This is a genomic window from Streptomyces sp. ICN903, from assembly GCF_022015835.1.
GTDB classification, from domain to species: domain Bacteria; phylum Actinomycetota; class Actinomycetes; order Streptomycetales; family Streptomycetaceae; genus Streptomyces; species Streptomyces fenghuangensis.
In genome coordinates this window covers 1-19,525 of the sequence record NZ_JAKMAY010000086.1, presented here as the reverse complement: position 1 = coordinate 19,525, position 19,525 = coordinate 1, and the positions used below count along the sequence as shown (strand labels likewise).

The 19,525-nt window shown below is 72.3% G+C and carries 21 protein-coding genes; 6 read left to right on the top strand and 15 right to left on the bottom strand.

Translation table 11 applies throughout. The features are described from left to right. The 3 genes from L7D48_RS11685 to dapA form a co-directional block, all read left to right on the top strand. On the top strand, positions 1 to 1,424 hold a 1,424-nt coding region (locus L7D48_RS11685), incomplete at its 5' end, for an endonuclease/exonuclease/phosphatase family protein (RefSeq protein ID WP_237879090.1). A gap of 162 nt (positions 1,425 to 1,586) precedes the next feature. Continuing rightward, positions 1,587 to 2,198, top strand: a complete 612-nt coding sequence (locus L7D48_RS11680) for a Uma2 family endonuclease (protein WP_237879089.1) — start codon at positions 1,587 to 1,589, stop codon at positions 2,196 to 2,198. A gap of 58 nt (positions 2,199 to 2,256) precedes the next feature. After that, positions 2,257 to 3,150: a 4-hydroxy-tetrahydrodipicolinate synthase gene (gene dapA, locus L7D48_RS11675; RefSeq protein ID WP_237879087.1), complete on the top strand. Its 894-nt coding sequence runs from the start codon at positions 2,257 to 2,259 to the stop codon at positions 3,148 to 3,150. Positions 3,151 to 3,175: 25 nt separating this feature from the next. Here dapA and L7D48_RS11670 read toward each other — a convergent pair whose 3' ends face one another. The 13 genes from L7D48_RS11670 to L7D48_RS11610 form a co-directional block, all read right to left on the bottom strand. Further along, a complete protein-coding gene (locus L7D48_RS11670) occupies positions 3,176 to 4,015 on the bottom strand; it encodes an EI24 domain-containing protein (RefSeq protein WP_237879085.1) in 840 nt (279 codons plus the stop codon). A gap of 86 nt (positions 4,016 to 4,101) precedes the next feature. Further along, positions 4,102 to 5,100, bottom strand: a complete 999-nt coding sequence (gene dapD, locus L7D48_RS11665) for a 2,3,4,5-tetrahydropyridine-2,6-dicarboxylate N-succinyltransferase (RefSeq protein ID WP_237879083.1) — start codon at positions 5,098 to 5,100, stop codon at positions 4,102 to 4,104. 244 nt (positions 5,101 to 5,344) lie between these two features. Beyond that, positions 5,345 to 6,331, bottom strand: coding sequence for a CU044_5270 family protein (locus tag L7D48_RS11660; protein WP_237879075.1), 987 nt, complete (start codon positions 6,329 to 6,331; stop codon positions 5,345 to 5,347). Beyond that, on the bottom strand, positions 6,324 to 6,926 hold the full coding sequence (locus L7D48_RS11655) for an RNA polymerase sigma factor (protein ID WP_237879073.1): 603 nt from the start codon (positions 6,924 to 6,926) through the stop codon (positions 6,324 to 6,326). Before L7D48_RS11655 ends, L7D48_RS11660 begins: the two co-directional genes overlap by 8 nt. A 114-nt stretch (positions 6,927 to 7,040) precedes the next feature. After that, the gene (locus L7D48_RS11650) at positions 7,041 to 7,364 is read right to left on the bottom strand and encodes a multidrug efflux SMR transporter (RefSeq protein ID WP_237879072.1); all 324 of its coding nucleotides are present in this window, start codon (positions 7,362 to 7,364) and stop codon (positions 7,041 to 7,043) included. Positions 7,365 to 7,529: 165 nt separating this feature from the next. Continuing rightward, entirely contained in the window at positions 7,530 to 7,865 is a 336-nt protein-coding gene (locus L7D48_RS11645) for a metal-sulfur cluster assembly factor (RefSeq protein WP_206346530.1), read from the bottom strand. Next, on the bottom strand, positions 7,862 to 8,341 hold the full coding sequence (gene sufU / locus L7D48_RS11640; RefSeq protein ID WP_237879070.1) for a Fe-S cluster assembly sulfur transfer protein SufU: 480 nt from the start codon (positions 8,339 to 8,341) through the stop codon (positions 7,862 to 7,864). The genes L7D48_RS11645 and sufU overlap by 4 nt, the downstream gene beginning before the upstream one ends. Before the next feature lie 46 nt (positions 8,342 to 8,387). Further along, positions 8,388 to 9,644: a cysteine desulfurase gene (locus L7D48_RS11635; protein WP_237879068.1), complete on the bottom strand. Its 1,257-nt coding sequence runs from the start codon at positions 9,642 to 9,644 to the stop codon at positions 8,388 to 8,390. A 124-nt stretch (positions 9,645 to 9,768) separates the two neighbouring features. Beyond that, positions 9,769 to 10,533, bottom strand: a complete 765-nt coding sequence (gene sufC, locus L7D48_RS11630) for a Fe-S cluster assembly ATPase SufC (protein ID WP_237879066.1) — start codon at positions 10,531 to 10,533, stop codon at positions 9,769 to 9,771. Between the two features lie 6 nt (positions 10,534 to 10,539). Next, a complete protein-coding gene (locus L7D48_RS11625; RefSeq protein ID WP_237879064.1) occupies positions 10,540 to 10,899 on the bottom strand; it encodes a non-heme iron oxygenase ferredoxin subunit in 360 nt (119 codons plus the stop codon). Further along, positions 10,896 to 12,077, bottom strand: coding sequence for a Fe-S cluster assembly protein SufD (gene sufD, locus L7D48_RS11620; RefSeq protein ID WP_237879060.1), 1,182 nt, complete (start codon positions 12,075 to 12,077; stop codon positions 10,896 to 10,898). Before sufD ends, L7D48_RS11625 begins: the two co-directional genes overlap by 4 nt. 110 nt (positions 12,078 to 12,187) lie before the next feature. Then, entirely contained in the window at positions 12,188 to 13,609 is a 1,422-nt protein-coding gene (gene sufB / locus L7D48_RS11615; protein WP_237879058.1) for a Fe-S cluster assembly protein SufB, read from the bottom strand. Continuing rightward, entirely contained in the window at positions 13,606 to 14,397 is a 792-nt protein-coding gene (locus tag L7D48_RS11610; protein ID WP_237879056.1) for a metalloregulator ArsR/SmtB family transcription factor, read from the bottom strand. The genes sufB and L7D48_RS11610 overlap by 4 nt, the downstream gene beginning before the upstream one ends. A 257-nt stretch (positions 14,398 to 14,654) precedes the next feature. On the opposite strand from L7D48_RS11610, the gene L7D48_RS11605 reads away from it, so the two are divergent. From L7D48_RS11605 to L7D48_RS11595, 3 genes are all read left to right on the top strand, one after another. Further along, a complete protein-coding gene (locus L7D48_RS11605) occupies positions 14,655 to 15,581 on the top strand; it encodes an ABC transporter ATP-binding protein (RefSeq protein ID WP_237879054.1) in 927 nt (308 codons plus the stop codon). 151 nt (positions 15,582 to 15,732) lie between these two features. Next, positions 15,733 to 16,464, top strand: coding sequence for an ABC transporter permease (locus L7D48_RS11600; RefSeq protein WP_237879092.1), 732 nt, complete (start codon positions 15,733 to 15,735; stop codon positions 16,462 to 16,464). Positions 16,465 to 16,566: 102 nt separating this feature from the next. Beyond that, a complete protein-coding gene (locus L7D48_RS11595) occupies positions 16,567 to 17,580 on the top strand; it encodes a heme A synthase (protein WP_237879052.1) in 1,014 nt (337 codons plus the stop codon). A gap of 287 nt (positions 17,581 to 17,867) precedes the next feature. On the opposite strand, the gene L7D48_RS11590 is transcribed toward L7D48_RS11595, so the two are convergent. Both L7D48_RS11590 and L7D48_RS11585 read right to left on the bottom strand, forming a co-directional pair. Further along, on the bottom strand, positions 17,868 to 18,218 hold the full coding sequence (locus L7D48_RS11590) for a hypothetical protein (RefSeq protein ID WP_237879050.1): 351 nt from the start codon (positions 18,216 to 18,218) through the stop codon (positions 17,868 to 17,870). Between the two features lie 138 nt (positions 18,219 to 18,356). After that, positions 18,357 to 19,331: a heme o synthase gene (locus tag L7D48_RS11585; protein WP_237879048.1), complete on the bottom strand. Its 975-nt coding sequence runs from the start codon at positions 19,329 to 19,331 to the stop codon at positions 18,357 to 18,359. Positions 19,332 to 19,525: the final 194 nt, after the last annotated feature.

The following is a 19,525-nucleotide window of genomic DNA, read 5'->3' as shown; positions in this document are numbered from 1 at the left end:
CCGTCGTCTCCTCCGGCAACCCCCTGCCCGCCCCGGTGGTCCTGGACTCCGCTTCCGTCCCCGAGGCGTACGCGCCCCAGGGTGACCCGGCCGCGGGCGGGAGCATCGAGGGGCTTCAACTGCGCCCGGGCACCTACGCGCTGGACCTGTACGAGTCCCTGGAGGGCATGGACGTACAGATCCGCGACGCCCGCGTGGCCGGCCCCAGCACCCAGTACGCCGAACTGTGGGTGACCGTCAGGCCGGAGCAGAACCCCTCGGCGCGCGGCGGCACCGTCTACGGCGGCTACGACGAGCAGAACTCCGGCCGGCTCAAGGTCGAGTCGCTCGTCCCGCTGGCCCAGGAGCCCTTCCCCACCGCGAACACCGGCGACGTGCTGGCCGGCTCCACCACCGGCCCGCTGGACTACGAGCAGTACGGCGGCTACCTGGTGGCCGCCCGCGAGCTGGGCGAGGTCGAGGACCGCGGCCTGGAGCGCGAGCGCACCCGCGCCCAGCGCCGCGGCGAACTGGCCGTGGCCACCTACAACGTGGAGAACCTCCACCCGGGCAACGACCAGGAGAAGTTCGACCGGCTGGCCCGGGGCGTGGTGGACAACCTCGCCTCCCCCGACATCCTCGCCCTGGAGGAGATCCAGGACGACAACGGCCCGGTGAACGACGAGGTGGTCTCCGCCGACGCCACGCTCGCGAAGTTCACCGAGGCCATCGCGGCCGCGGGCGGCCCGCGCTACGAGTGGCGCACCGTCGATCCCGTGGACGACGCCGACGGCGGCCAGCCCGGCGGCAACATCCGCAACGTCTTCCTCTTCAACCCCGGGCGGGTCTCCTTCGTCGACCGCCCCGGCGGCGACGCCACCACCGCGGTCGGTGTGGAGCGCGAGCGCGGCCGGGCCGTGCTCACCCACTCCCCCGCCCGCGTCGCACCGAACGACACGGCCTGGGAGGACAGCCGCAAGCCGCTGGCCGGCGAGTTCCGCTTCCGCGGCCGCACCGTCATCGTGGTCGCCAACCACTTCGCCTCCAAGGGCGGCGACCAGTCCCTGCACGCGGCCGTCCAGCCTCCCGAGCGCTCCTCCGAGGTCCAGCGCACCGCGCAGGCGAAGGCGGTCAACCACTTCGTGCGGCAGGTGCTGGCGGTGCAGCGGAAGGCGAACGTCGTCGTCCTCGGCGACATCAACGACTTCGAGTTCTCCGCCACCACCCGCGAGCTGACCGCGGGCGGCGCGCTGCGCAGCGCGGTGCTCTCGCTGCCCGAGGACGAGCGCTACACCTACGTCTACGACGGCAACGCCCAGGTGCTGGACCAGACCCTGGTCTCCCCGGGCATCCGCCGCTTCGACTACGACATCGTGCACGTCAACGCGGAGTTCGCCGACCAGGCGAGCGACCACGACCCCCAGGTGATCCGCTTCCGTCCCTGAAGGCGGGACATCCCCGTGGGAACCGGCCGTGCCGCCCGCCCGCTTTCCGGGCGGGCGGCGCGGCCGACACGTTCCGCCGCGCGGGGCGTGACCGTCATGATCCTCGTATCGTTGGACCGTGCGGCTGCGCCGCCCGGCGCGGCGGGGAGGAGTGGCACGTCGATGACCGTCGAACTCACCGACAGGATCGAGATGGCCGACAGCGGCGAACCCAGCCTGGACGAACTGTTCGAGCTGCTGGAGCGGATGCCCGTCCCCGAGGGCTACAAGACCGAGATCGTCGAGGGGTCCGTCCACATGACGCCGCAACGCGACACGCACTGGGAGATCATCGCCGCGCTCTACGACCATCTGCGTTCGCGGCATCCACGCAACCGGCTGAAGTCGGACCTCCGCATCGACTTTCCCGGTCCCCGCAACGGGTTCGCGCCGGACATGGTGCTTCTCGCGGAGGATTCCCGACAGGACTCGCAGGGACGCTGGTGCTACCAGGACGTGGAGTTCGTCGCCGAGGTGATCTCGGAGAGCACGCGTCAGAACGACTACGGGAAGAAGTACGAGGCGTACGCCACCGCCGAGGTTCCCGCCTACCTGATCGTCGATCCGTACAGCGGGCAGTGTCACCTGTTCACCCATCCCAAGGAGGACGAGTACCGCAGCCACCTCACCGTCGGCTTCGGAGAGGAGATCGATCTGCGGGAGACTCCTGTCGGAATGGTTCTCCCCACCGACGAGTTCCCCCGGGAACGCGCCTCGGGCCGGGGCGACCGCTGACCGAGCCGCCCGAGCGGCCGGTTGGACCGGCCGCTTCGGCGTGGGCCAGACTCGCCCCATGCCCGACTCCCCCTTCGGCCGTGTCGCCGCCGCCATGATCACCCCGTTCGACTCCTCCGGCGCGCTGGACCTCCCCGGCGCCCGGCGGCTGGCCGCCCATCTGGTGGACCGGGCCGGCTGCGACGCCCTGGTGCTCAGCGGCACCACCGGCGAGTCTCCGACCACCTCCGACGACGAGAAGACCGCACTGGTACGGGCCGTGGCCGACGAGGTCGGCGACCGGGCCCGGATCGTCGCCGGCGTCGGGTCCGCCGACACCCGGCACTCGGCGGAACTGGCGCGGGCCGCCGAGGAGGCGGGCGCCCACGGCCTGCTGGTCGTCACGCCGTACTACTCCCGCCCCACCCAGGAGGCCGTCGCCCGCCATCTGGCCACCGTCGCCGACGCCACCGCCCTGCCGGTGATGCTCTACGACATCCCCTCCCGCACCGGGGCGGGCACCGCGCTGACGGTGGAGACGCTGACGCGGCTCGCGGAGCACCCGCGCATCCGCGCGGTCAAGGACTGCGCCTACGACCTGATGAAGACGGCGAGGGTGCTGGGCTCCACCGGGCTGGCCTACTACTCCGGCTGCGACGAGATGACCCTGCCGCTGCGCGCGATCGGCGCCCACGGCTGTGTGAGCACGGTCGCCAACGTGGCGGGGCCCGCCGTACGCGGCGTCCTGGACGCCTTCGACGCCGGCGACCACGCCGGGGCCGCCCGGCGCCATCAGGCCCTGGTGCCGCTGGTCGACGCGATGATGTCCCAGGTGCCCGGCGCGGTGTCGGTCAAGGCGCTGTTCGCCGCGGCGGGGCTGCCGGGCGGGCCGGTGCGCCCGCCGCTGCTGCCGGCCGACGAGGCGCTGACCGCGCGGCTGGCCGAAGCCCTCAGGGCGGCGCTGTCCCGGTGATCCGGCCCGGCGGCCCCGGGCGTGGTCAGGCCGGTCCGGCCGGACCGCTTCGGTGGTCCGGCTTGGCCCACATCCCCTGCGGTCCGTGAGGCCCCTGCGGCTCCCGCGCGGCCGGCTGTCCGTCCGCGGGCGTGTCCGTCAGGTCCCGCACCAGGAGGGCGGCGCCCGCGACCGCGCCCGGCATCAGGAGGACCGCGGCCAGCGGCACCAGGAAGCACAGTGCGAGCGGCGCCCCGAAGCCGACCGCGAGGGCCTTGCGTCCGCGCAGCATCCGCAGCCGCTCCCGGACGGGGATGCCACGGCGCTGCATGGCGACCGAGGCGAGTTCCAGCGTCAGGAAGAACCCCGAGACGACGAGGCCGAGGACGGGGACGACGGTCTGGCCGGCGACGGGCACGAAGCCGAGCAGGAACAGCACCACGCCGAAGGCCAGGGCCCGCACCAGGACGTAGAGGCTGTCGCACAGGGAGATCCACAGTCCGCGCAGCAGCGAGACGTCCGGGCCCTCGGGGCAGCCGCCCTCGGACTCCTCGACCTTCTCCGACAGGGACTCGTAGAAGGGGTCGCCGACCAGCAGGGTGACGGCGGTGAAGGTGAGCACCGCCATCAGCAGGCCGCCGGCGAACAGCAGCACGGTGAAGGTGCCGCGCAGCAGCCCGGCCCAGGGCGAGGACCAGTCGTCGGCGAACGGCGTGGCCCAGGCGGCCAGGTCGTCGGCCCAGAAGCCGAGGACGACCAGGGCCGCCGTGTAGAGCACCAGGGTGATGAGCGCGGGCAGCAGCCCGAAGCCGAACCACCGTCCGTTGCGCAGGACCCACTTCTGGCCCTGCCCCAGGTACCGCGCCCCGGTCGTGAGATCGCTCATGACCGCACAGCGTAACGGGCCCGCCGCCCGGTGGGAGCGGCGGGCCCGGCCGGCCGTCCGGCGCCGGGGGTGTACCCGCTGCGGCGTCAGTTGTGGCTGTGCAGGGCCTCGTTCAGACCGCCCCAGGAGCCGGAGCGCTGGAGGGCCTCGACGGCTCCGGTGGTGGAGTTGCGGCGGAACAGGAGGTTGTTCGCGCCGGACATCTCCAGTGCCTTGACGACCTTGCCGTCGGGCAGGGTGACGCGGGTGCCGGCCGTCAGGTAGAGGCCCGCCTCCACGATGCAGTCGTCGCCCAGCGAGATGCCGATGCCGGCCTCGGCGCCCAGCAGGCAGCGCCTGCCGATGGAGATGGTCTGCTTGCCGCCGCCGGAGAGGGTGCCCATGATCGAGGCGCCGCCGCCGATGTCGGAGCCGTCCTCGACGACGACGCCCGCGCTGATGCGGCCCTCGACCATGGAGGTGCCCAGCGTCCCGGCGTTGAAGTTGACGAATCCCTCGTGCATCACGGTGGTGCCGGAGGCGAGGTGGGCGCCCAGGCGCACCCGGTCGGCGTCGCCGATGCGCACGCCCTTGGGGATGACGTAGTCGGTCATCCGGGGGAACTTGTCGACGCTGGTGACGGTGAGCTGCCTGCCCTCGGCGCGGGCGGCGAGGCGTACCTGCTCGACCCTCTCGACGGGGACGGGGCCGAGGCTGGTCCAGGCCACGTTGGCGAGCAGGCCGAAGATGCCGTCCAGGTTCTGGCCGTGCGGCCTCACCAGGCGGTGGCTGAGCAGGTGCAGCCGCAGGTAGGCGTCGTGCGCGTCCAGGGGCTTGTCGTCCAGCGAGGCGATGGTGGTGCGGACGGCGATGACCTCGACACCGCGGACCCGGTCCGGGCCCAGGGCCTGCGGCGCGGCGTCGCCGAGCAGTTCGGCGGCGCGCTCGGCGCTCAGTCGCTCGGTGCCGGCGGGGCCGGGTGCCTCGGTCAGCTCGGGCGCGGGGAACCAGGTGTCGAGGACGGCTCCCCCCTCCAGCGCGACGGTGGCCAGTCCGGCGGCGACCGCGCCGGTCGTACGGGGTGCGGATGCGGGTGCTTCGGTCATGGCCAAACGCTAACCGGACACCTTCCGCGAGCGCGAACCGGTCCCACCGGCCGGACGCGTACGGCCTTCTTCCGCGCGCCGTTCCTCCCTCCGTTCCGCGCCCCCTCCCGGCCCGGTTCCCGGCGCGCGGCGGCAGTCCGCCACCCCCGTGGGCGGGCTGCCGCCGCGCTCGTGCGCCGCCGTGTCCGGCCGGCGCCGTGCCCCGCCGGCGCCGGATCGAAGGTGCCCGCCCGGGGGCGCCCGCTCAGGGGCGCCGCCCCTCGGCGTCGACGAGGGCGGTGCGCAGGATGGCGGTGTCCCACAGGACCTGCCCCTGCCTCATCCCGTGCTCGGTGCCGTCCGGGAGTTCCTCGGAGAACTCCTCGGCCACCGTCGACCGTGTCCCGAGGTAGGTGTAGGTGGTCGGGTCGATCAGCAGCAGGTCCCTGGTCTCGGGGAATCCGGCCGGGCCCTTCTCGTCGTCCTCGAAGTACAGGGCGATGGCGTCCCGTCCGGCAGCGTCCTCCACCAGGTGGTCCACCACCTTCACCCCGTCGACCGTCGCCAGGGCCCGGTAGAGCCTGGCCAGTCCCTGGTGCGCCATCGGATAGGACTTGATGAGCACGCCGGCCGCCCGGTAGTGGTGCGCGTCGTCGGGCTCCTCCGGCTCGTCGTCGGAGGGCCTGGTCCCGTTGGAGGGGTAGAACCAGCGGATCCTCTCCAGCACCTTCTCCGGGTCGTCGGGCAGGGAGGCCAGGAAGCGGAACCGCTCGCGCGGGGAGTGGTCGTCGCCCTCCTTCCAGTTCTCGAACTCGGGGTCGTCGTAGCGGTACCAGTTCTCCTGGGTGCTGGGCTCCTGGTGGCCCCCGTTCTCCGCCGCCCCCTGCCGGATCTTGATGTAGGTCCACTGGCCGTCGCGGGGTTCGGGGTCGGGAAGCCGCTCGACGGTGTCGGCGGCGCGCCTGAGCACGGTGGCCGCGTCCGTCAGGTCCGCATGCGGCCGGACCGAGGAGGCGGCCGGGGGTGAGACGGTGTCGGCGCCTCCACCCACCAGCTGGCTTCCGGCGAACGCCGCCGCGGTGACCGCGACGGCCGCGCCGGCGACGGCCAGCCGCCAGTCGGCACGCAGCCGGCGGGGGCGGGCCCGGTGTTCCGCCGCGTCCAGCAGCCGCTGCCGTCCGGGGGCGAGGCGGGCCCGGTCGGGGATCGGGGCGTCGGCGCGGAAGTCGCGCACCCGGGTCATCTCATCCATGGCTGGACACCTCCGCTGTCTCGCGGGCCAGAGTCGGGTCCCCGCCGAGCGCGGTGCGCACCTTGCGGCGGGCCCGGTTGAGTCGTGAGCGGACCGTGCCGACGGGGATGTCCAGCGCGTCGGCGACCTCCTGGTAGGTCAGGTCCGCCCAGGCCACCAGGAGCAGTACGTGCCGGTCCGCGGCGGAGAGTCCGGCGAGCGCGGCGGCCAGGGGGCCGGAGGCGGCCTGGGCCGCCACCCGGCTGTCGGCGCCGTCCACCCAGTCCGTCCAGGAGTCGGCGACCTGGTCCCGCCCGGTGCGGGCGAGGGCGCGCAGGGAGCGGACCTCCTGGCGGCGGTGCCTGCCGATGAGGTTGGCGGCGATGCCGTACAGCCAGGGCCGGGCCCCGGGCCGGTCGGTGTCGTAGCGGAAGCGCTGCCTGAAGGCTGTGAGGAAGGTCTCCGCCGTGAGGTCGTCCGCCATCCCGTCGCCCAGCCGCCGCGCCACATAGCGGTGGATGTCGGCGGCGTGCCGGTCGTAGAGGCGCGCGAAGACCTCGGGCCGCTCTCTGGAGTCGTCGATGATGGCGGCGTCGTCCGCCGGTGGATCGGCCACGAAGTTCCCCCGTCTCTGCCGTGTGGGTGGTCCGTCACCTGTTGTTGCCCGATGGGGGCGAGGGGGTTCACGGTGACTTCGGGACGGCTTCGGGACGGCTTCGCGGCGGTGCCGTCAGTGGCCGCCGCCGCCGAGGTTGAGGACCACCACTCCGGCGATGACCAGGAGGATGCCGGTGATTCTGACGGCGTTGACCGCCTCGCCGATGAAGACCATGCCGATCACGGCGATGGCGGCGGTGCCGACGCCCGACCAGATCGCGTACGCGGTGCCGACCGACATGGTCCTGAGCGTCTGCGCGAGCAGGGCGAACGCGACGAGGTACCCGGCGGCGGTGCCCAGGGTGGGCCACAGCCGGGTGAAACCGTCGCTGTACTTCATCGAGGTGGTCGCCAGCACCTCGGCCACGATCGCGCAGGCCAGCATCAGATACGCCATGTGCCGAGGCTACGCAGCGGTGCGGCGGGACCGCCTACCGCCCCGCCCCCGCGCACTCCCCCGGCCGGGCGCGCACACCGCCGGCCGGGGCCCGCGAAGGGCCCCGGCCGGCGGGGAAGGCGCTGGACACCCGGGTCTCGCCCGATGCCCCGGGCGTTCGGCGCCTCAGACGTTGAAGCCGAGGGCGCGCAGCTGCTCGCGGCCCTCGTCGGTGATCTTGTCCGGACCCCACGGCGGCATCCAGACCCAGTTGATGCGCAGTTCGTTGACGATGCCGTCGGTCGCCGACTTCGCCTGGTCCTCGATCACGTCGGTCAGCGGGCAGGCCGCGGACGTCAGCGTCATGTCCAGCGTGGCGGTGTTGTCGTCGTCGATGTGGATGCCGTAGATCAGGCCCAGGTTGACGACGTCGATGCCCAGCTCGGGGTCCACCACGTCGTACAGCGCCTCGCGGACCTCGTCCTCGCTCGCCGGCTTCGTCGTGGTCGGCGTCTCGCTCATGCGGTCCTCTCCTCGGCCTTCTTCTCGGCGGAGCCGTCGCCCAGGGCCTGGGCGGTGGCGTCCTTCCATGCCATCCAGCTCAGCAGGGCACACTTCACGCGTGCCGGGTACTTGGAGACCCCGGCGAACGCGACCGCGTCCTCCAGGACCTCCTCCATCTCGTCGTCCGGCTCGATCCGGCCCTTGGACTGCATCAGCTCCAGGAAGGTCTCCTGGACCCGGCGCGCCTCGGCCAGATCCTTGCCGACCAGCAGGTCGTTCAGCACCGAGGCGCTGGCCTGGCTGATGGAGCAGCCCTGCCCCTCGTAGCTGACGTCCGCGACGGTGGAGCCGTCCATCCTCACCCGCAGGGTGATCTCGTCGCCGCACGTCGGGTTGACGTGGTGCACCTCGGCGTCGCCGTCGCGCAGCCCCCGTCCGTGCGGGTGCTTGTAGTGGTCCAGGATCACGTCCTGGTACATGGAGTCAAGCTTCACGAGTCACCTTCAGCCACTGCGGTCGTCCGTCGTCGGTCACGGAACATCAACCGAAGAAGTTCCGTACGTGTTCCAGTCCCTCCACCAGGGCGTCGACTTCCGCCGGAGTGGAGTACAGATAGAACGACGCCCGGGTGGTCGCGGGAATTCCGTACCTGAGGCAGACGGGCCTGGCGCAGTGGTGGCCGACCCGGACGGCGATGCCCTGCTCGTCGAGCACCTGGCCCACGTCGTGGGGGTGGATGTCGCCGAGCGCGAAGGAGATCGCGGCGCCGCGGTCCTCGGCCGTGGACGGGCCGATGATCCTCAGGGAGGGGACCTCCTGGAGCCTGCGCACCGCGTACTCGGTGATCGCGTGCTCGTGGGCCGCGATGCGGTCCATGCCGATCGCGGTCAGGTAGTCCACCGCGGCGCCCAGCCCGACGGCCTGCGCGATCGGCGGGGTGCCCGCCTCGAACTTGTGGGGCGCGGGGGCGTAGGTGGAGGAGTGCATCGAGACGGTCTCGATCATCTCGCCGCCGCCGAGGAACGGCGGCAGGTCCTCCAGCAGCTCCTGGCGGCCCCACAGCACGCCGATGCCGGTCGGCCCGCACATCTTGTGGCCGGTGAAGGCCACGAAGTCGGCCTGGAGCGCCTGGACGTCCACCGTCATGTGCGGGGCGGCCTGGGAGGCGTCGACCACCACCAGCGCGCCGACCTCCTGGGCGCGCCGGACGATCGTCTCGACCGGGTTGACCGTGCCCAGGATGTTGGAGACCAGCACGAAGGAGACGACCTTGGTCCGCTCGGTGATGATCTCGTCGATGTTCGACAGGTCCAGGCGGCCGTCGTCGGTGAGGCCGAACCACTTCAGCTTCGCGCCCGTGCGCTGCGCCAGCAGCTGCCAGGGCACGATGTTGGAGTGGTGCTCCATCTCCGTGATGACGATCTCGGTCCGGTCGTCGACGCGGTAGGGCTCGTCGGCCCAGCCGAGCATGTTCGCCACGAGGTTGAGCGACTCCGAGGCGTTCTTGGTGAAGATCACCTCGTCGCGGCTCGGGGCGTTGACGAAGGCGGCGACCTTGTCGCGCGCCCCCTCGTACAGCGCCGTGGCCTCCTCGGCGAGCACGTGGACGCCGCGGTGGACGTTGGCGTTGTGCCGCGCGTAGTAGTCGTTCAGCGCGTCGAGGACCTGGTTCGGCTTCTGGGAGGTCGCCGCGTTGTCCAGGTACACGACCTTCTTCCCGTCGTGGACCGTGCGGTCCAGCAGCGGGAAGTCCTTGCGGATCGCGTCCGTGTCGAGAAGGCCCGGCAGCTGTGTCACGCTCGTGTTTCTCCGTTCTCCCCCGTGGCCTCACGTCCCGGAGGTACCCCATTGCGCGCCCGTCCGGCCGGGCCGGGGGCGCCCTCGGTGCGCGGGGCCGCCGAAGCGGCCCCGCGGATACGGCTCACGCCGTCCGGTCGCCCTTGACGTAGGCCTCGTAGCCCTCTTCCTCCAGCTTGTCCGCCAGCTCCGGGCCACCGGACTCGGCGATCCGGCCGGCCGCGAAGACGTGGACGTGGTCGGGCTTGATGTAGCGCAGGATGCGCGTGTAGTGGGTGATCAGCAGGGTGCCGACCTCACCGGTCCCACGGACGCGGTTGACGCCCTCGGAGACGATGCGCAGCGCGTCGACGTCCAGGCCGGAGTCGGTCTCGTCGAGGATCGCGATCCGCGGCCGGAGCAGCTCCAGCTGCAGGATCTCGTGGCGCTTCTTCTCACCGCCGGAGAAGCCCTCGTTGACGTTGCGCTCGGCGAAGGCGGGGTCGATGTTGAGGCGCTCCATGGCCTCCTTGACCTCCTTCACCCAGGTGCGCAGCTTGGGGGCCTCGCCGCGGATGGCGGTGGCGGCGGTGCGCAGGAAGTTGGAGACGGACACGCCGGGCACCTCGACCGGGTACTGCATGGCGAGGAAGACGCCGGCGCGGGCGCGCTCGTCGACGCTCATCTCCAGGACGTCCTCGCCGTCCAGGGTGACGGTGCCGCCGGTGATCGTGTACTTGGGGTGGCCCGCCAGCGAGTAGGCCAGGGTGGACTTGCCGGAGCCGTTCGGGCCCATGATGGCGTGCGTCTCGCCCTGCTTCACGGTCAGGTCGACGCCGCGCAGGATCTCGGTGGGGCCGTTCTCGGCCTCGACGGAGACGTGCAGGTCGTGGATCTCAAGCGTTGCCATGGGGCTTCAGGACTCCTGGGTGGTGGAGACGAGCACGGCCGCGTCGGGGCCGTCTCCTTCGATCTTGACGGGGTATACGGGGACGGGACGCGTGGCGGGCGGTCCGTCGGGCTTGCCGGTGCGCAGGTCGAAGCTGGACCCGTGCAGCCAGCACTCGATGTGGCAGTCCTCCACCTCGCCCTCGGAGAGCGAGACGTTCGCGTGCGAGCAGATGTCGTTGATCGCGAAGACCTCCCCCTGCGTGCGGACGAGCGAGACCGGGACGCCGCCGATCTCCACCCGCCTGGGGGTGTCCTCCTCCAGCTCGCCGAGCGAGGCCACGCGGACGAAGCCCGCGCTGCCCACCGCGCTTTCGCCGGTGCTCATGCGACCGACTCCTCCAGTTCCTCATCGATCCTGGCGATGAGGCGGTCCTGCAGGTCGGGCAGGCCGATCTGCTGGACCAGCTCGGCGAAGAAGCCGCGCACCACCAGGCGGCGGGCGTCCTGCTCCGGGATGCCGCGCGCCATCAGGTAGAACAGCTGCTCGTCCTCGAAGCGGCCGGTGGCCGAGGCGTGGCCGGCTCCGACGATCTCGCCGGTCTCGATCTCCAGGTTGGGCACCGAGTCCACCCGCGCGCCGTCGGTGAGGACGAGGTTGCGGTTGAGCTCGTAGGTGTCGGTGCCGGTGGCCGAGGCCCGGATCAGCACGTCGCCGATCCACACCGCGTGTGCGTCCTGGCCCTGGAGGGCGCCCTTGTAGACGACGTTGCTGCGGCAGTTGGACGCCTCGTGGTCGACGAAGAGGCGGTGCTCCTGGTGCTGGCCGTCGTCGGTGAAGTACAGGCCGTACAGCTCCGCCTCGCCGCCGGGGCCGGCGTAGTTGACGCGCGGGTGGAGGCGCACCACGTCGCCGCCGAAGGTGACGACCACGGACTTGAAGGTGGCGTCGCGGCCGACCAGCGCGTTGTGCTGGGAGCAGTGCACGGCCGTGTCGGCCCAGTCCTGCACGGAGACGACCGTCAGCTTGGCGCCGTCGCCCAGCACGTACTCGACGTTGGCGGCGCGCACACCGTCGCCGGTGTGGTCGATGACGACGACGGCCTCGGCGAAGGCGCCCAGTTCGAAGACGGTGTGCCCGAAGGAGACGCCGCCCTGGCCCTGGATGTTCACCCGGATCGGCTCGGTGAGCACGGTCTCCTTGGGCACGGTGACGACGGCGGCCTTCTCGAAGGCGCTGTAGGCCTGGGCGGCGACCCGGTCGACGGGCTTGCCCGCCCGGCCCAGCCGGGCGTCGTCGCGGCCGACGGTCTCCACCGTCACGCCGTCGGGCGCCGAGACGTCGACCTTGACGCCGCCGCCCGCCTCGGCGGTGCCGTCGTGCAGGCCCCGCAGCCGCTCCAGCGGGGTGAAGCGCCACTCCTCCTCGCGGCCGTGCGGCACCGGGAAGTCCGCCACGTCGAAGGACGGCGGGGCGCTCATCCGGGTGGCGACGGTGGACTCGGCCGCCACCGCGATGGATCCGGCGGTCGTGGACCCGGCCGGGATGTTCTGAGCCTCAGCCATGGCTGTCGTGTTGCTCGCTCTCTGTCTTCTGTGTTCGCCGGTCCCCGGGCCTCTCGGCGCCCGGGAACCGGCTCACGGTCACGGAGGGGGAAGGGCGGGTGGCCGGGCGGTCAGCCGACCGCGCCCTCCATCTGCAGCTCGATCAGCCGGTTGAGCTCCAGGGCGTACTCCATGGGCAGCTCCTTGGCGATCGGCTCGACGAAGCCGCGCACGATCATCGCCATCGCCTCGTCCTCGGACAGACCGCGCTGCATCAGGTAGAACAGCTGGTCGTCGCTGACCTTGGAGACCGTCGCCTCGTGGCCCATCGTCACGTCGTCCTCGCGGACGTCGACGTAGGGGTAGGTGTCCGAGCGCGAGATGGTGTCCACCAGCAGCGCGTCGCACAGCACGTTGGACTTGGAGTTCTCCGCGCCCTCGCCGATCTCGATCAGACCGCGGTAGGAGGTGCGGCCGCCGCCCCGCGCCACCGACTTGGAGACGATGTTGGAGGAGGTGTTGGGCGCCATGTGCACCATCTTGGCGCCGGCGTCCTGGTGCTGGCCCTCGCCCGCGAAGGCGATCGAGAGGGTCTCGCCCTTGGCGTGCTCGCCCATCAGGTAGACGGCCGGGTACTTCATGGTCACCTTGGAGCCGATGTTGCCGTCGACCCACTCCATCGTCGCGCCCTCGTAGGCCACGGCGCGCTTGGTGACCAGGTTGTACACGTTGTTCGACCAGTTCTGGATGGTCGTGTAGCGGCAGCGGGCGCCCTTCTTGACGATGATCTCCACGACCGCCGAGTGCAGCGAGTCGGACTGGTAGATCGGCGCGGTGCAGCCCTCGACGTAGTGGACGTAGGCGTCCTCGTCGACGATGATCAGCGTCCGCTCGAACTGGCCCATGTTCTCGGTGTTGATCCGGAAGTAGGCCTGGAGCGGGATGTCCACGTGGACGCCCTTGGGCACGTAGATGAACGAGCCGCCGGACCACACCGCGGTGTTCAGCGCGGCGAACTTGTTGTCGCCGGCCGGGATGACGGTGCCGAAGTACTCCTGGAACAGCTCCGGGTGCTCCTTGAGCGCGGTGTCGGTGTCCAGGAAGATGACGCCCTGGCTCTCCAGGTCCTCGCGGATCTGGTGGTAGACCACCTCGGACTCGTACTGGGCGGCGACACCGGCGACCAGGCGCTGCTTCTCGGCCTCGGGGATGCCCAGCTTGTCGTAGGTGTTCTTGATGTCCTCCGGCAGGTCCTCCCAGGTCTGGGCCTGCTTCTCGGTGGACCGCACGAAGTACTTGATGTTGTCGAAGTCGATGCCGCTCAGGTCCGAGCCCCAGTTCGGCATGGGCTTCTTCTCGAAGAGCTTCAGGCCCTTCATGCGGAGCTTCAGCATCCACTCCGGCTCGGACTTCTTGTCCGAGATGTCGCGGACGACCTCCTCGGAGAGGCCGCGCTTGGCCGAGGCGCCGGCGGCGTCCGGGTCGGCCCAGCCGTACTCGTACTTGCCCAGGCCCTCCAGCTCAGGGTGGGCAGTCTCCGTGGGGAGAGTCATGCGGGGTTCCTCCCGGCTGTACTTGCAGATGCTGTCGCTGCGGTGGTCTTGGATGTCTTGGGTGTCCCGGGTGCGGCCCCGGAGGCCCCCTTGGGGATGAACGTCGTGCACACCCCGTCGCCGTGGGCGATGGTGGCCAGACGCTGCACATGGGTGCCGAGCAGGCGGGAGAAGACCTCCGTCTCCGCCTCGCACAGCTGCGGGAACTGCTCGGCGGCATGCGCCACCGGGCAGTGGTGCTGGCAGAGCTGCTCTCCGCTGGAGGCGGGCGCGCCGCGCGCGGTGGCAGCGTACCCGTCCCTGGACAGGGCCTCGGCCAGAACCCTGGCCCTCTCCCCGGGCGCGGCCTTCTCCAGCTCGGCGCGGTAGCGCTCGGCCTGGGCGGCGACCCGGGCGCGGGCGAAGTCCGCGACCGCGGCCCGCCCCTTCTCGCCGCCGCCCGCGGCCTGGGCTATCCAGCGCATGGCGTCGACGGCGAGCTGGTCGTAGGCCTGGTCGAAGGCGCTGCGGCCGTAGTCGGTGAGTGCGAAGGACCTGGCGGGACGGCCCCTGCCGCGCGAGCCGTAGACCCTCTTCTCGCGGGGCTCGACGACGCCCTCGGAGACGAGCGCGTCCAGGTGGCGGCGGACCGCCGCCTGGGTGAGCTCCAGCCGCTGGGCCAGTTCGGCCGCGGTGGACGGGCCGTGGTCGAGGATGGAGCGCGCGACCTTGTTGCGGGTGCCGTGGTGCTCGTCCGGGGCCGGATGTCCGGGGGTGCGGGTGTCACCGCCGCCTTGGTGGGCCGCCATGTGCTCTCGCGCCTCCTCACTCCGCCCCGGGTCCGCGGCGCTCCCGCCCGCCGCGGCCGGGCGGCCGGTGACGGCGGTGCGCTTTTTCACAACGCCATTGTTGCGTAATTCCGAGGAGGCAGGCAAGCCGCGCCCTGACCGGCCCGAATGGGATGCATCACGTAAGGCACGCCTTACCCGGACACCGGACGGCGCGGGCCGGGCGACGGCGCGGCCCGGCGGGGGCGGCACGCGGCCGGGCTCCTAGACTCGCCCGTATGCGAGACACGGCGGCCGTCGAGGTCGCGGGACTGGTGAAGCGGTACGGGAGCAGGACGGCGGTGGACGGGCTGGACCTCACCGTCGAACGCGGCACGGTCACCGCCGTCCTCGGCCCCAACGGGGCCGGCAAGACCACCACCATCGAGACCTGCGAAGGCTACCGCCGCGCGGACGCGGGCACCGTACGCGTCCTGGGTCTGGACCCGGTCGCCGACGCCGCCGCGCTGCGGCCCCGGATCGGCGTGATGCTCCAGAGCGGCGGGGTCTACCCCACCGTCCGCGCCGCGGAGATGCTGCGCCACATGGCCGCGCTGCACGCCCACCCGCTGGACCCCGGCGCGCTGATCGAACGGCTGGGACTGGCCGGCTGCGGCCGCACCCCCTACCGGCGGCTGTCCGGCGGCCAGCAGCAGCGCCTGGCGCTGGCCATGGCCGTCGTCGGGCGGCCCGAGCTGGTCTTCCTGGACGAGCCGACCGCCGGCCTGGACCCGCAGGCCCGCCGCTCCGCCTGGGACCTGGTGCGGGAGCTGCGCGCGGACGGCGTGACGGTGGTGCTGAGCACCCACTTCATGGACGAGGCCGAGACCCTGGCCGACGACGTCGCGATCATCGACGAGGGGCGGGTGATCTCGCGGGGCAGCCCCGAGGAGCTGTGCCGCGGCGGCGCCGAGAACACCCTGAGCTTCACCGGGCGCCCCGGCCTCGACCTGGGCTCGCTGCTGAAGGCGCTGCCGCCGGACACCGCCGCCGCCGAGACGGCCCCGGGCTCGTACCGCCTGACCGGCACCGTCGACCCCCAGCTCCTGGCCACGGTGACCTCCTGGTGCGCGCAGAACGGGGTGATGCCGGACGGCATCGCGGTGGAGCGGCACACGCTGGAGGACGTCTTCCTGGAGCTGACGGGCAAGGAGCTGCGGTCGTGAGGCGGTACGCACACACCGGCCGGGGGCGTGGGGGTTGCCCCCCGGAAGAACACAGCCTGGAGCTGACGGGCAAGGAGCTGCGGTCGTGAGTACGGAGAACACCGGGCCGGGCACATACGCCCCCGCCCCCGGCGCGGCCCCGCTGCCCCGGATGATCGCCGCGCAGGCCGCGCTGGAGACACGGCTGCTGCTGCGGCACGGCGAGCAGCTGCTGCTGACGGTCGTCATTCCCACTCTGCTGCTGGTGCTGTTCAGCGCCGTGGACATCGTGGACCTGGCCGGGGAGGGAGGGGGCGGAGGCGAACGCGTGGACTTCCTGGCGCCGGGCGTGCTGGCGCTGGCCGTGCTCTCGACCGCCTTCACCGGCCAGGCGATCTCCACCGGCTTCGAGCGGCGCTACGGCGTCCTCAAGCGGCTGGCCGCCTCCCCGCTGCCCCGCTGGGGGCTGATGACCGCCAAGACGTGTGCGGTGCTGGTCACCGAGGTGCTGCAGGTGGCGCTGCTGACGTCGGTGGCCCTGGCGCTGGGGTGGTCGCCGCACGGCGGTCCGCTCGCCGTGGCGCTGCTGCTGGTCGCCGGGACGGCGGCGTTCTCCGGTCTCGGACTGCTGATGGCCGGGACGCTGCGGGCCGAGGCGACGCTGGCGGCGGCCAACCTCGTCTTCGTCCTGCTGCTGGTCGGCGGTGGGGTGGTGGTGCCGCTGGAGAAGTTCCCCGAGCCGGTGCGCGCGGTCCTGGAACTGCTGCCGATCTCCGCGCTCTCCGAGGGGCTGCGCGAGGTGCTGCGGGACGGGGCCGGGATGCCCTGGGCGAACCTGGCGGTCCTGGGCGTGTGGGCGGTGGCGGGCCTGGCCGCCGCGGCCCGCTTCTTCCGGTGGGAATGACCGCCTCCGTCTTCCGTACGGGCGGCACGCGGAAGGAGCGCGGGGAGCGTGACCGGCTTCCCCGCGCCCCCTCGTGAAAGCTTGCACAAGCGCCCGCCTACCATGGTGTCCGTGCCCAATCTGCTCGAATTCGCGCGAAACCCCGTCGCGTACGTCGCCAGGCGCTGGACCCCCGCCCAGCGCACCGTGGAGCGCGCTACCCTGACCGCGCTCGTCCTGAGCGTGCTCATCGTGGTCACCGGCGGGGTGGTGCGGCTGACCGGCTCGGGGCTGGGGTGCGACACCTGGCCCAAGTGCAGCGGGGACAGCCTGGTCGCCACACCCGAGATGGGGTTGCACGGCGCCATCGAGTTCGGCAACCGCATGCTGACGTACGTGCTGTGCGCCGCCGTCGGCTGGGCGATCGTCGCGGTCCGCTCGGCGAAGCCGCGCCGCCGGGGCCTGTCGCGGCTGGCCTGGTCGCAGTTCTGGCTGGTCGTCGCCAACGGCCTGCTGGGCGGTGTGACGGTGCTGCTGCGGCTGAACCCCTACACCGTCGCCGCGCACTTCCTGCTCGCCAGCGTGCTGATCACGGTCACCACCGTCACCTGGCTGCGTGCCCGTGAGGGCGACGACGTGCCGCGCCCGCTGGCCGGGCCGCGGATCCGGCAGCTCGCGGCGGCGCTGACGGCCGTGTCCGTGGTGCTGATCGTCGTCGGCACCATGGTGACGGGCGCGGGCCCTCACGCGGGCGACAGCAGTGACGTGCCGCGGATGGGCGTGGACTGGGAGACGACCGCCAGGGTGCACGCCCTGCTGGCCTGGGCCGTGGTGGCCCTGACCGTGCTGCTGTGGCTGGCGCTGCGGGCCGTGGACGCGCCCCGGCGTCCTCTCGTCCGCACCCGGGACCTCTTCGTGGTCCTGCTGGCGCAGGGCGTCATCGGCTACGTCCAGTACTTCACCGAGCTGCCGGAGGTGCTGGTCGCGGCGCACCTGCTGGGCTCGTGCCTGGTATGGGTCGCCACCCTGCGGGTGCTGCTGTCGCTGCGCGAGCGCGGTCTGCCGCCGGTGGCGGACACCGGTGCCGCGGCCCCCGTGCCCGCCGGCCGGCCGGTTCCGGCCGCGTCCGGCCTGTAGGACCCCGGCGGTGCGGGCCGGGCGGGGAGTCCCCGCCCGGCCCGCACCGCGTTCCCCTCACCCGGCGGGGTGCGCGGGCCCGCGCAACCGTGACCGGACGCGGCGAGGCCCCGGTGCGGCACGGCCGCACCGGGGCCTCGCGCGCCTGTGCCGGGCGGCGGACGAACACCGGAAGGCGGCGGAACGCGGGCCGGCGGGTGCCCGGCAGGCCCTCGCGGGCCGTCCCGCCCCGCTCCGCTCCCGCGTCAGCGGTCCTCGGTCGGGCTCCTCGGCGGTCCTCGGGCGCGTCAGCGCTCCTTGGGGCCCCCGACCTGGATGCCCGCCATCCGCTCCCACTCGTAGGGACCGGTGCGGATCCGGGCGGCGAGGTCCCCGTCGAGGGCCTCGTGGACGGTGACGCCCGCCTTCCGCGCGGCCTTCTGCGCGACCTCGTGGGAGGGGGCCACCAGGTCTCCCCAGCCCCCGTCCTCGCCGACGAGGACGATGCGCACGCCGCGCTCGCCGATGTAGGAGATCTGGGCGTCGGCGCCGCCGCCGTGCTCCTCGGCGAACGCGGTGATCTCCTTGGCGAGCTTGGTCACCCAGCGCTGGGCCTTGGCGTCGGGCCCGGTCTCTTCCGCCTGCTGTGTGCTGTCCATGAACAGGATGCTACCGATGGGTAGATCGCCTGGCGACCGCCGCTCCGGGTGGCCTGCGCCACGCCCGGCGCCGGCCCGCGGGCGGTACGGCGCCGGCGCGGGAGCGGTGCGGGACCTGTATGCGGAACCGGCGTGGGATCAGCGCAGGAAGGGGTCCACCGCCACCGCCACGAACAGCAGCGACACATAGGTGATGGACCAGTGGAACAGCCGCATCTCCTTGAGCTTGGCGCCCGTGACCCCGGCCTTGGCCCTGGCCTGGAGGGCGTGCGCCTCCCACAGCCACCAGCCGCCCGCGGCGAGCGCGACCAGCGGGTAGAACCAGCCGACGTAGCCCAGCGGCCACAGGGCCAGCGAGACGGCCACCATGACCCAGCTGTAGACCACGATCTGCCGGGCCACCGCGCGGTTGCCCGCGACGACCGGGAGCATCGGAACCCCGACGCGGGCGTAGTCGTCCTTGACCTTCATCGACAGCGGCCAGTAGTGCGGCGGCGTCCAGAAGAAGATGACCAGGAAGAGGACGACGGCGGCCCAGCTCACCTCGTTCTTCACCGACGACCAGCCGATGAGCACGGGCATGCAGCCGGCGATGCCGCCCCAGACGATGTTCTGGGCGGTGCGCCGCTTGAGGATCATCGTGTAGACGACCACGTAGAACAGCAGCGCGCCCAGGGACAGCGCCGCCGAGAGCCAGTTGACCGTCCAGCCGAACCACAGCGTGGAGACCACGGCCAGCGTGACGCCGAAGACCAGGGCCTCGCGCGGGGTCAGCACACCGGTGACCAGGGGGCGCTGCTCGGTGCGGTGCATCAGCGCGTCGATGTCGCGGTCGATGTACATGTTCAGCGCGTTGGCGCCCCCCGCCGACAGGTAGCCGCCCAGGCAGGTCGCCAGGACCAGCCACAGGTCGGGGACGCCCTGTTCGGCGAGGAACATCACCGGAATGGTGGTGATCAGCAGCAGTTCGATGATCCGCGGCTTGGTCAGCGCCACGTAGCCCTTGATACGGGCCCCGAGCGGCCGGTGTGCTGGGCTCTGATCGAGCTCCCCCACAACCCCTCGGGTGTGGGCGGTATCCCCACCCGCGGGACGGGATTCGACGGCCGTCACGGACACCCCTGATCACGATGCGACATGCGCGGCTCGCGCCGCGTGGGAACAAGCGAGTCCGGACCTTCGCAGGTCCCCTCACGACTCGCACCTACCACGCCACTGTAGACGCTGGCCATACGCCGCTCGCCCCGGGGGTCGCCCGTGTCGGTGCACCCCGCCGGGGGGTGCTCCGGCGGGGCGCGGGCAGGGGG

Bases quoted from the DNA above. Each gene is read 5' to 3' on its own strand.
- L7D48_RS11600 (WP_237879092.1), top strand. From the start codon at position 15,733: ATGATCGCCGCGCAGGCCGCGCTGGAGACACGGCTGCTGCTGCGGCAC.
- L7D48_RS11625 (WP_237879064.1), bottom strand. From the start codon at position 10,899: ATGAGCACCGGCGAAAGCGCGGTGGGCAGCGCGGGCTTCGTCCGCGTG.
- L7D48_RS11660 (WP_237879075.1), bottom strand. From the start codon at position 6,331: ATGGATGAGATGACCCGGGTGCGCGACTTCCGCGCCGACGCCCCGATC.
- L7D48_RS11590 (WP_237879050.1), bottom strand. From the start codon at position 18,218: ATGGACAGCACACAGCAGGCGGAAGAGACCGGGCCCGACGCCAAGGCC.
- L7D48_RS11680 (WP_237879089.1), top strand. From the start codon at position 1,587: ATGACCGTCGAACTCACCGACAGGATCGAGATGGCCGACAGCGGCGAA.
- L7D48_RS11595 (WP_237879052.1), top strand. From the start codon at position 16,567: ATGGTGTCCGTGCCCAATCTGCTCGAATTCGCGCGAAACCCCGTCGCG.
- L7D48_RS11650 (WP_237879072.1), bottom strand. From the start codon at position 7,364: ATGGCGTATCTGATGCTGGCCTGCGCGATCGTGGCCGAGGTGCTGGCG.
- dapD (WP_237879083.1), bottom strand. From the start codon at position 5,100: ATGACCGAAGCACCCGCATCCGCACCCCGTACGACCGGCGCGGTCGCC.
- L7D48_RS11605 (WP_237879054.1), top strand. From the start codon at position 14,655: ATGCGAGACACGGCGGCCGTCGAGGTCGCGGGACTGGTGAAGCGGTAC.
- dapA (WP_237879087.1), top strand. From the start codon at position 2,257: ATGCCCGACTCCCCCTTCGGCCGTGTCGCCGCCGCCATGATCACCCCG.
- sufB (WP_237879058.1), bottom strand. From the start codon at position 13,609: ATGACTCTCCCCACGGAGACTGCCCACCCTGAGCTGGAGGGCCTGGGC.
- L7D48_RS11610 (WP_237879056.1), bottom strand. From the start codon at position 14,397: ATGGCGGCCCACCAAGGCGGCGGTGACACCCGCACCCCCGGACATCCG.
- sufD (WP_237879060.1), bottom strand. From the start codon at position 12,077: ATGGCTGAGGCTCAGAACATCCCGGCCGGGTCCACGACCGCCGGATCC.
- L7D48_RS11670 (WP_237879085.1), bottom strand. From the start codon at position 4,015: ATGAGCGATCTCACGACCGGGGCGCGGTACCTGGGGCAGGGCCAGAAG.
- sufC (WP_237879066.1), bottom strand. From the start codon at position 10,533: ATGGCAACGCTTGAGATCCACGACCTGCACGTCTCCGTCGAGGCCGAG.
- L7D48_RS11645 (WP_206346530.1), bottom strand. From the start codon at position 7,865: ATGAGCGAGACGCCGACCACGACGAAGCCGGCGAGCGAGGACGAGGTC.